Genomic DNA, 11,666 nt, shown 5'->3' on the forward strand with positions numbered 1-11,666 from the left:
AAGTCAAGTACTTTAATGGACAACCTTTCTTTTTATTCCAGTTTATAGTCCCATTGTTTCAAGGCATAATCCCAATGTTTTTCGACTAATTCGACGGTTCGGGTTTCGTATTTATAAGCGTTTTTCTTGTAGCCTTTTTTCTTGTCTAAATAAGCCGCAATGTCTGCTTTGGCGGCTTCAAAACCCGGAATGGCAAGTGTCCGGTAAATCTTTTCGGTCATCGCCAGGGCATCCGCCTCGAAATCTTCGAATTTTATTTCGATCAGATTACCTGCCGGGATCAGCTTTTTATCTTCTTCATATTTCCGATACAAACGGGTATATACTTCGAGGATGTTTTTTTCCAGCTCCTCCGGAGAAATTTTCTGCAATTGCAAAGGGATAATGGTATTCGTGAAAAAACTCCGGGTAGATTCGAATACCGTATAAGGATTCCGCATCAAATAGATAAATTTGGCATTGGGGAACATTTCCAGGATTTCTTTCACCTTGCCGGTATGCGGGGGATTTTTACTGAGAAATTGGCTGCCCTGGGTATTCCAGAGGGAGATTTTGATCAGTTTCAAAAATGTCTCCCTGAACATCCGGTGTTCTTCGGGAGTAGCTGTTTTCATGGTCAGAAACCGGTCACAATATTCCAGCATATTCTGAGGCAAAAACCAGAAATCATAATAGGAGCAAGGCATCATATTGGATAAGGCAAACTCTTCCTCCTGAGGCAAGTCGACGTTGAGCTCCATGTTATCGGTAGGGCGTTTGTCCGGCATTAACCAAGCCATCGTTTTCTTAAACATCGGCTGTCCCCACATCATCATATGGGGAAAAACAGTTTGATAGGTCGTCGTATAACCGAAATGTTTATCATGAGCCAATACATTGTGTACAAAGGTGGTACCACTACGCCAGTGCCCTAAAATAAAAACCGGCTCCATGTTGATCGCCTGATTTTTCAGGCGTTTGTCGTATCTCCGGTCCTGTATCGGTTTCAGGCAACTCAATAACCGACAGATGGCTTTGGTCAATTGATATTTCGTTTTATATCCTTTCCCGATCGTTTGTCCTTGTGTGATTCCTTTAAAAGTTTTCCAGTCTGCACCCACCAAAGTATTTACCGGAAGTTTTTGAAATTCTAGTACACCCATTTCGATAAAATATATGCTCTTTTATATCGCCTAACTGATTTATTTATTGAATTATTTTCACCGTAATCCCTTGACGGTCGAGTTCCTTGGCCACTTTTTCGATGGCTGTAAAGTGTTCGCTGCCGATGCCCAGTTTCGAAAGATTGATTTCCGGAATTTCCAATTCCTGCATGTCTTTCCTTTCGACTTTATCGATAATCATACCGACAGCACAGGTATTGTTGGTAATCGGATCGATCAGAATAAAAGCGCCTGTGTTTTTATTTTGGGAATAAGGATCGAAAAATAAAGGTTTACCTGTCGTGAAAATGACACGTGCAATTTCATTCAATTCCAAGGCGTCTGCGGCAGATTGTTCTAAAGTATTCACATTTACTTTATACCGGATTTTATCGATCTTGGCCCGGGTCAGATTCGTAGTATGTTTAATAAAGAATTGTTCTTCCGGATCCATTTTCTTCTCATCCATCCATACCAGCATGGCTTCGAAATTACGGGAAATAATCGGGAGATTGTCCGGATGTACGAGCATTTCTCCCCGGGAGATATCGATTTCGTCTTCGAGGGTCACCGTTATGGCCTGCGGCGGAAAAGCGAAATCCAGTTCTCCGTCGTAAGTGACGATCGATTTGACCCGTGAACGCTTCATAGAAGGCAGTGCGACCACTTCATCTCCTTTACGAATGATACCTGAAGCAACCGTACTGCTGAATCCCCGGAAGTCGAGGTTGGGACGCATGACATATTGTACGGGATAACGGAGATCTGCAAAGTTTTTATCGCTTCCTATATGTACCGTTTCCAGATATTCCAGTAATGGTTTTCCGGTATACCACGACATATTCTCCGATGCTTCTACGACATTATCTCCTTTTAATGCCGAGAGTGGGATACAGGTAATGTCGGGTATTCCCAGGGGTTCTGCAAACTGACGGTATTCCGTTACGATCCGGTCGAATACCTGCCGGTCGTATCCAACGAGGTCCATTTTATTCACAGCCAGAACAACATGTTTGATTCCCAGCAAGGAAACTAAATAAGTATGCCGGCGTGTTTGGGTGATAACGCCTGAGCGGGCGTCTACCAGAATGATGGCCAGATTAGCCGTCGAACCTCCTGTAATCATGTTACGGGTATACTGTTCGTGTCCCGGAGTGTCGGCAATGATGAATTTCCGCTTGTTCGTAGAAAAATAACGGTAAGCCACGTCTATCGTTATACCTTGTTCACGTTCAGCCTTCAGGCCGTCGAGCAGGAGGGCATAATCGATATCGTCTCCTGCATTACCGTAACGTTTGGTATCTCTTTCGAGGGCATCCAGCTGATCTTCGTATAATTTTTTACTATCGAAAAGCAAACGACCGATCAGGGTCGATTTGCCATCATCTACCGATCCGGCTGTCAATAATCTCAACAGATCTTTCTTTTCGTCCTGATCCAGGAACTCTTTTATATTTAGTTTCTCCATGATTTTAATCTTTATCGCTTTTCGCCTTAAAAGTATCCCTCTCTTTTCTTTTGTTCCATACTGGCATCCTGGTCGAAATCGATTACCCGGGTGGTCCGTTCGGATTTGGTGGTGGTCATCATTTCTTCTACGATTTTTTCAATCGTGTCGGCTTCCGATTCGACAGCTCCGGTCAATGGCCAGCATCCTAAGGTACGGAAACGTACTTTCCGCATCCGGATCTTATCCCGGTATTGTTCCGGTAAGCGTTCGTCGTCGGGCATGATCAGGTTACCGTCGATTTCGACGATGGGACGTTCTTTGGCAAAATACAAAGGTACGATAGGAATATTTTCCATGCGGATGTATTGCCAGATATCCAATTCCGTCCAATTAGACAGCGGGAATACCCGGATCGATTCGCCTTTATGAACCCGGGCATTGTATAAATTCCATAATTCAGGACGCTGGTTTTTAGGATCCCATTGATGAAATTTATCCCGGAAGGAATAAATACGTTCTTTGGCCCGTGATTTCTCTTCATCGCGGCGTGCACCACCGAAAGCGGCATCGAACTTGTATTTACTGAGCGCCTGCAATAAAGCCTGGGTCTTCATCAGATCGGTATGTACTTTACTACCGTGTGTGAAAGGACCTACCCCTTCCTGGAAACCTTTCATATTGGATTCGACGATCAGGTCCCAGTTGTTTTCCCGGGCATATTTATCGCGAAATTCGATCATTTCTTTGAATTTCCACTTCGAATCGATATGCATCAAGGGGAAAGGTACTTTCCCCGGATAAAAAGCTTTTTCAGCTAAACGGACCATGACGGAAGAGTCTTTACCGATAGAATAGAGCATAACCGGATTTTCAAACTCAGCGACAACCTCACGGATAATATGGATAGACTCGGCTTCCAGTTCTTTCAAATGACTTAATTTATATTCTGACATTGTTTTATGTGCTAATGCTAATAGGCGGATTTACTCCAGCCGTTGGCAAAGTTTATTCATTTTGCAAAAATAGTCGTATCCTGATTCAAAAGCATCAGTATTTTTACCGAAATTCATTTCCGGTTATTTTCGGAGAAACGGCTTCCAATAAAACTTTCACCGAATCGGCTAAGGATTGCCGTGAGGTGTCGATCGAAATAAACGGATGTTCCGGGGCTTCGAAAGGCGATGAAATACCGGTGAATTCCTTGATTTCACCCCGACGGGCCTTGGCATACAAACCTTTGACATCCCGTCGCTCACATTCTTCGATGGGCGTACTGACATATACTTCCAGAAAATCATCCTCACCGATAATTTCAGAAGCCATCCGGCGGATAGCATGGGTAGGACTGATAAAAGCAGCGATGGTCACGATACCGCAATCGACGAATAATTTGGAAACTTCTGCTATGCGACGAATATTTTCCGTTCGGTCGGCTTCCGAAAAACCCAGGTTATTATTGATGCCACTGCGGATATTGTCTCCATCCAGGATACGGCAGAGTATACCTTGTTTATATAATTCCCCTTCCAGGGCAATGGCTAATGTGCTTTTACCGGAACCGGACAATCCGGTAAACCAGATCATAATGCCTTTTTGTTTCAATAAAGCTTCGCGGTCTTTCCGCTGTAACATTTTTTCAAAAATCGGATAAATATTTTCTGCCATATAAACTTAGTTACTGATTTACACCACAATTTCAGTATTTCATATTTCCTGTTTGTTTTATTTTACAATAAACCAGGGATTTAATAAATCTTCTTTGTTGTAGGCCAAGGGAGTGCACCCATCCTGGTGATATAATTCTTTCCCGGCAGCCTTTGCGATAGCATGACCTGCAGCGGTATCCCATTCCATGGTCGAAGCAAAACGGGGGTAAATGTCAGCAGTTCCTTCTGCTACCAGGCATATTTTAATCGAACTACCGATAGAAGTCAGTTTGACTTCTCCGTGTTCTTTTTTTAATTCATCGATAAAATTCTCTGTATCGGAACTCATGTGCGATCTTGAAGCCACAACGGTATAAACCGGATCTTCGCGGTCCAGAGGCAGACGCCGGGCTTGATTTTCCAGTGCGTCGAAATCCATATCCGGGGAATATTCCGGATGATCGGCCCGATAAGCTCCGTTTCGGATCGTTCCGTAGTACAGGATTTTTTTTACCGGAATATAAATTACCCCTAAGGCAGGACGTCCGCCGTAAACGAGAGCTATATTGACAGTGAACTCGCCGTTCCGTTTGATAAATTCTTTTGTACCGTCCAAAGGGTCGACGATCCATACCGTTTGCCATTGTTTACGAATAGCATAGGCTGTGGCCTTGTTTTCTTCGCTGATAACCGGATAAGGCGTATTTTTCAACTGTTTCAGGATAATCTCGTTGGATACCCGGTCGGCAATAGTCAGCGGAGAATGATCCGCTTTGTGTTCGATTTCGAAATCCGAAGCCGGATCGTCGTATATGTCTAATATAGCCTTACCAGCTTGCAATGCTGCTGTTATAGCCGTCTGTAGTAATGAATTCATAGTATTTTCTGCATGCCTGGCAAAGGTATCAAATTTTTTTATATTTGCAGTATTTGCCGGATATTATCTGGTCCGGCCGTTCCGTCCCGTTTCGGGAATCGTTATTTTAATTTTTCCTGTCTATTCTTTATTTCCCGGTTATGGTATTTCAATAAGAAATAGTTATCTTTGTGTGCTTTTGATCACGTGAAAATAAATTATTATATTAAAGCATGACTATAGTTTTCTATCAGAAAGACGCCACGGTATATGCCGTACAGTATCAGACGTCTGAAAATTCTCTTGATGTCAGTAAATTAGAATGGTTGTTCAGTGGTGCGCACAAAATACAAGGTGATGCCCTGAAAGGTTATTTTATCGGTCCTCGCAGGGAAATGATTACGCCGTGGAGTACGAATGCAGTCGAGATTACGCAGAATATGGGGATCGGGGGGATTCTCCGGATAGAGGAATTTACACAGACGGCTTGTGACAATATACCTTACGACCCGATGTTGCAGGCATTTTATAAAGGTTTGGACCAACATATCTTTACAATCGATAAACAACCGGATCCGATCATTTACATCGATGATATTCGTGCCTATAATGTGAAGGAAGGATTGGCTTTGAATCCCGATGAAATTGCTTATCTGGAAGGATTGGCTGAAAAATTAGGACGGAAATTGACCGATTCCGAAGTATTCGGTTTTTCGCAGGTCAATTCGGAACACTGCCGTCATAAAATTTTTAACGGTACCTTTATTATCGACGGAGAAGAGAAAGAAAGTACACTCTTTAAACTGATTAAGAAAACTTCTCAGGAAAATCCGAATCGGATTGTTTCCGCTTATAAAGACAATTGTGCGTTTATCGATGGGCCGCAGGCGGTGCAATTCGCTCCGCATACCCATGATAAGCCGGATGTTTATGAGACGAGAGAAATAGATACGGTCATTTCGCTGAAAGCCGAAACGCACAATTTCCCGACAACCGTAGAGCCCTTCAATGGAGCGGCAACAGGTAGCGGTGGAGAAATTCGTGACCGTATTGCCGGAGGGCAAGCAGCCCTTCCGTTGGCCGGTACAGCTGTGTATATGACCTCTTATCCCCGTTTGGATGCTTCCCGGATTTGGGAACAGCATATCGATCCCAGAAAATGGCTTTACCAGACTCCGGAGGATATTTTGATCAAAGCTTCCAATGGTGCTTCTGATTTTGGAAATAAGTTCGGTCAGCCGTTGATCTGTGGCTCCTTATTGACTTTCGAACACGAAGAAGACGGACGTACCTATGGGTATGATAAAGTGATTATGCAGGCCGGTGGTGTGGGCTTCGGTAATCGTCAGCAAGCCATGAAGAAAACACCTGGAGTAGGAGATAAAGTGGTGTTGTTGGGAGGTGACAATTATCGGATCGGTATGGGAGGTGGTGCCGTTTCTTCTGTCGATACCGGGGTTTATGCCGGGGCTATCGAGTTGAACGCGGTACAACGGTCTAATCCTGAAATGCAGAAACGGGTTTGTAATGCGATCCGGGCAATGGCCGAGAGCGAAGTGAATCCGATTGTTTCTATCCACGATCACGGTGCCGGAGGACATTTGAATTGTTTATCCGAGCTGGTGGAAGAAACCGGAGGTAAAATACATATGGAAAATCTCCCTGTCGGCGATCCGACCTTATCTGCAAAAGAAATCGTGGGGAATGAATCACAGGAACGGATGGGATTGGTGATGAAGGAGAAGGATGTGGCCGAACTGAAACGTATCGCAGACCGTGAACGGGCTCCGATGTACGTCATCGGTGAAACCACCGGAGATATGAAGTTTACTTTTGAGAATGCAAAAACTCATGAGACTCCGATCGATCTGGAACTGAAAGATATGTTCGGTAATCCTCCTAAGACGATTATGGAGGATAAGACCGTTAAAGAAAAATATGCCGGTCTGGAATACTCCGCCGATAAATTGGAAGAATATTTGGAGCAAGTGTTACAAATAGAGGCGGTTGCTTCTAAGGATTGGTTGACGAATAAGGTAGACCGTTCAGTATCGGGCCGTATCGTGCGTCAGCAGTGTGTCGGTCCTTTGCATTTGCCTTTGAGCGATGTTGCTGCCGTCTCTTTGGATTATAGCGGACACCGTGGGATAGCAACCTCCATCGGACATGCTCCTGTAGCTGCCATGGCCGATGCTCCTGCGGGTTCACGTTTGGCTATTGCCGAAGCGCTGACTAATCTGGTATGGGCGCCGATCGAACAGGGATTGAAAGGAATCTCACTTTCTGCCAACTGGATGTGGCCCTGCCGCAATGAAGGAGAAGATGCCCGGTTGTATCAGGCGGTACAGGCTGCCAGCGACTTTGCTATCGAGTTGGGAGTAAACATTCCTACCGGGAAAGACTCACTTTCTATGACCCAGAAATATGGGGACAAAAAAGTGTATGCTCCGGGAACGGTTATCATTTCTACTGTCGGCGAAGTAACCGATTTCCGTAAAATTGTCATTCCTGTATTGAAAAATGATCCGGCTACCGAGATCGTCTATGTCGATTTCTCATTCGATAAATTGAAATTGGGTGGTTCCAGCTTTGCCCAGATTCTGAATAAAGTGGGCAAAGAAGTGCCCGACGTTAGGGATAGCGAGTATTTTGCCCGTGCATTTACAGCTATTCAGCAATTGGTGGATGAAGGTATCGTTTTGGCCGGACATGATATTTCTGCCGGAGGTATGGTAACGGCACTGCTCGAAATGTGTTTTGCAGATGATCGTTTGGGTTTGGATATCGATTTTTCATTCCTGGCTGAAAAAGATATGATTAAGATCTTATTCGCTGAAAATCCCGGCGTACTGATTCAGATAGCGGATAAGGATGCTAAAAAGGTTTCCGCTCTGATGGATAAAGCCGGTGTTGCTTACGCTTTCTTAGGAAAGCCGGGTAAGGCGGGATTACTGAACATCAAGAAGGATGCGGATAGCTGGTCGTTGGATATCCCTTCTTTACGTGATCTTTGGTTTAAGACTTCTTATTTACTCGACCGGCGTCAGAGTGGCGAAGAGAAGGCATTGGAGAGATACAAGAGCTATAAACACAATGAGTTGAAATATAAATTCCCACAAGGTTTTACCGGCAAATTGGCTGATTTGGGCTTGCAGTTGAACCGTACTGCTAAATCGGGTATCCGGGCTGCTGTGATCCGGGAGAAAGGGTGCCAGTGTGAGCGTGAAACGGCCTGGGCTTTGCATTTGGCCGGTTTTGACGTGAAGGATGTACACATGACCGATTTGATCAGCGGACGTGAAACTCTCGAAGAGGTAAATATGATTGTCTTTGTCGGAGGATTCTCGAATTCTGACGTGTTGGGTTCTGCCAAGGGGTGGGCCGGCGCTTTCAAATTCAATGAAAAAGCACGACAGGCTTTGGAGAATTTCTATAAACGCGAAGACACCTTGAGTTTGGGTATTTGTAACGGATGCCAGTTGGCTGTTGAACTGGGACTTATTTATCCCGAGCATGCTGAAATGCCTAAGATGTTGCATAATGACTCCCATAAGTTTGAATCCGGTTTTGTCAATGTAACGATTCAGCCGAATCATTCTGTAATGTTAAAGTCTTTGGCAGGTAGTCGGTTAGGTATCTGGATCGCTCATGGAGAAGGTAAATTCAGTTTGCCTTATGCCGAGAGTGAATACCATATTCCGATCAAATACAGTTACGATGCCTATCCGGGCAATCCGAACGGTTCACCGTTCGCTACAGCGGCGATCTGTAGTAAAGATGGCCGTCACCTGGCGATGATGCCTCACTTGGAACGGTCTATCTATCCATGGAATTGGGCATATTATGCTGAAGGACGCAGTGAGGATGAAGTGAGTCCGTGGATCGAGGCTTTTGTCAATGCCCGGAAATGGATAGAGGAAAAAGTGAAGGCATAAGCTGAATGTAGTAAGATCGTGTTCATAAACGACGAAGATTATATCGATTTATAACAGGAAGGTTCGATCGCCTTCCTGTTTTTTTTACTTGGACGAGATGTCGGAAAAAAGGTGATGGATAAAGAGTACCGAATTATGAAAACGATCTACAGATATGCAGCAGGACCGGGAGAGGAGATTCGGGAAACAGTGCGGTAAACTGATTTGTATGAATACTACAAAATGGTAAATGCTTTCCTGGGGGATGTGATTATCGAAAAAGCTTTTCAAAAAGAAGGGAACTTTGGAGGGGAGAGGTTATACATGTCGGATCACTCGCTATTATCGGCAGTCTGGAAAATGAACGTATTCAGATCAGATAAGGAAGAAGTATCAACGGTTGCAAGAGTTGGCCTTGGTCAGTCTGATCGTTGTCACTCTTGTAACCGTTGAATTTTTAAATTTACATTGTCGTTCCGATAATCCCCTTTTTAGATTGTTCGATAAAATCTACCAGGTAAGTGATTTCCGGACTGAGAGGAATAATATCTTTGATTCTTCGCAGGGCATTTTCCAGACTGGTACCGCATTGATAAATTTGCCGGTAACATTTAGCTATATTATCGATCACATTTTCGGTGAGATGGCCTTCTTTAGCCAGGATCAAAGCATTGATTCCATAGTAACTGATCGGATTGTGGGCCGCCACGATATAAGGCGGAACATCTTTGTTGGCGCGGCAGCCGTCACGCAATAGTGCCCAGCTTCCGATACGGCAACCGTGTTTGACGATCACTTCACTACCTAAAATCGCCTTGTCGTCGATAATACAGTTTCCTGCTGTTTTGGCACCGTTTCCCAATACACAATGGCTGCCTAAATGGGTGTCGTGTGCCAGATGTACGCCTTCCAGCAGAAAGTTACCGTCTCCGATTATCGTACAATCGGTTGTGTTCGTGCCCCGGTTAAGGATCACTTTCTCCCGTATGGTATTGTGATTACCGATTTTCAGGAGGGTATCCTCACCCTTGAATTTAAAATCCTGAGGAGTAGCACCGATGATGGCACCCTGATAGATGATATTATCCGTTCCCATACGGGTGCCACTGAGAATACTGGCATAAGGCATGATCGTACAATTGTCTCCGATTTCGACATTCTTGTCGATATAGGCAAAAGGATGAATGGTAACATTCGCTCCGATCCGGGCTTCTTTATCTACATACGCTAAAGGACTGATCATATTTTTTGTTTTTAAGGTTAGTGTCGTTATTTAGTGCCTCCACCCAATGCATGGTATAGGTTTACTACGGCCTGCAAACGCTGGAACTCATCGGAAATTCCGGACAACTGAGCGTTTAACAGCGATTGTTGTGCTGTCAGTACTTCCAGGTAATTCGTATTAGAGGTACCTAAAGTTAGTAATTCCTGCGTATACTCCACCGATTTTTCCAATGAATTTATTTGTTTCACCCGTTGTATCCGTTTATCTTCAGCCGATTGATACAGACTCAGTGCATCGCTGACATCGGCGCCTGCATTCAATATCGCTTGTTCGAAACTTAACATCGCCTCTGCTTGCTGGGCTTTGGCAATCTTTAAGCGGGCAATATTCGCTCCCCGGTAAAATAAAGGTTGAGTCAGTGAACCGATAGCCGAGGCAATCATTTTTCCGGGATTGATGATCGTGTTCCCGGCTTGATTGGTCCATCCATAAGTCCCGCTGATGGAGATCGACGGATAGAAAGCAGCACGTGCTTCGTTGGCATTATAATATGTTCCTGCTAATGCCATTTCTGCCGCTTTGACGTCCGGACGGTTGGATAACAATTGTACCGGGACGCCGGTATGCAGTATTGTCGGGAGTTGTTGGTCCTCCAGCTTGCCGCGTTCGATTTTCTGAGGAGCTTGTCGCAACAGTAAGGATAAGGCATTCTCGGTTTCCCGGATCTGATTTTTCAGGTCGGAGATAGAAGCCAGCACCATATAATAATTGGCTTCGCTTTGTACAACTCCTGCTTCATTGACCATCGCCGCCTCTTTCATCGCTTTCATGGTCTCGACATTTTCTCCCCATAATACGGCAGTTTCTTCTGTGATCTGCAACTGCTTGTCGAGCATCAGTAAGGTGTAATAATAATTGGCTATTGCAGCGACAACCTGGGTTTGCACAGCTTGTCGATAGGCTTCACTCCGTAATAAGGCTGCTTTCGCCGCCCGTTTTGTATTTAGAATCTTTCCGAAAAGATCCAATTCCCAACTTGCTGAAACGGGCAGGGACCAGCTCCAACTGCCTTTCATCCGGTCGAAACTACTCACTCCGCCTTGGGGGGCAAGGGTAAGAGAAGGAAGGTAGGATAAACGCGAAGTCATCAGGCTGGCTTGAGCTTCTTTTACCTGCAACATAGCGGTTTGCAAGTCTGTATTTCTTTCGAGACCCAAGCGGATCAACACTTGTAATTGAGGATCGGTGAAAACCTTCTCCCAGGGTAGATTGGCCATATTGACGGTATCGGATACCAGGGTATCGTTCACCGAAACAGGATCCCTGTACAAGCCTTGCGTATCTACTTCGGGACGGCTGTATGGTTTGTATATATGGCAGCTGCCCAGTAGAGCTGCCATACATAAAGGATATATAATCGTTTGTATTTTCAT

Annotated in this window: 8 protein-coding genes; 1 reads left to right on the forward strand and 7 read right to left on the reverse strand. The window is 44.7% G+C overall.

Going from position 1 to position 11,666, the window contains the following annotated elements; translation table 11 throughout:
- Positions 1-32 precede the first annotated feature (32 nt).
- The 5 genes from AC5RDS_RS16635 to cysQ form a co-directional block, all read right to left on the reverse strand.
- A complete protein-coding gene (locus AC5RDS_RS16635; protein WP_046406010.1) occupies positions 33-1,142 on the reverse strand; it encodes a cholesterol-responsive sulfotransferase in 1,110 nt (369 codons plus the stop codon).
- A gap of 43 nt (positions 1,143-1,185) precedes the next feature.
- Positions 1,186-2,625 (reverse strand): sulfate adenylyltransferase subunit CysN, encoded by a 1,440-nt coding sequence (gene cysN, locus AC5RDS_RS16640; protein ID WP_437440049.1) that lies wholly within the window; start codon positions 2,623-2,625, stop codon positions 1,186-1,188.
- 11 nt (positions 2,626-2,636) lie between these two features.
- Entirely contained in the window at positions 2,637-3,545 is a 909-nt protein-coding gene (gene cysD / locus AC5RDS_RS16645) for a sulfate adenylyltransferase subunit CysD (RefSeq protein ID WP_013610888.1), read from the reverse strand.
- A gap of 103 nt (positions 3,546-3,648) precedes the next feature.
- Positions 3,649-4,257 (reverse strand): adenylyl-sulfate kinase, encoded by a 609-nt coding sequence (gene cysC, locus AC5RDS_RS16650; RefSeq protein ID WP_046406003.1) that lies wholly within the window; start codon positions 4,255-4,257, stop codon positions 3,649-3,651.
- A gap of 57 nt (positions 4,258-4,314) precedes the next feature.
- Entirely contained in the window at positions 4,315-5,115 is an 801-nt protein-coding gene (gene cysQ, locus AC5RDS_RS16655; RefSeq protein WP_175315431.1) for a 3'(2'),5'-bisphosphate nucleotidase CysQ, read from the reverse strand.
- Between the two features lie 212 nt (positions 5,116-5,327).
- Here cysQ and purL point away from each other — a divergent pair, with 212 nt between their 5' ends.
- Entirely contained in the window at positions 5,328-9,029 is a 3,702-nt protein-coding gene (purL, locus tag AC5RDS_RS16660) for a phosphoribosylformylglycinamidine synthase (protein ID WP_118113162.1), read from the forward strand.
- A 442-nt stretch (positions 9,030-9,471) separates the two neighbouring features.
- On the opposite strand, the gene lpxA is transcribed toward purL, so the two are convergent.
- Positions 9,472-10,251, reverse strand: coding sequence for an acyl-ACP--UDP-N-acetylglucosamine O-acyltransferase (lpxA, locus tag AC5RDS_RS16665; RefSeq protein ID WP_013610892.1), 780 nt, complete (start codon positions 10,249-10,251; stop codon positions 9,472-9,474).
- Positions 10,252-10,277: 26 nt separating this feature from the next.
- The gene (locus tag AC5RDS_RS16670; protein ID WP_013610893.1) at positions 10,278-11,666 is read right to left on the reverse strand and encodes an efflux transporter outer membrane subunit; all 1,389 of its coding nucleotides are present in this window, start codon (positions 11,664-11,666) and stop codon (positions 10,278-10,280) included.

This window comes from Odoribacter sp. (genome assembly GCF_985060555.1).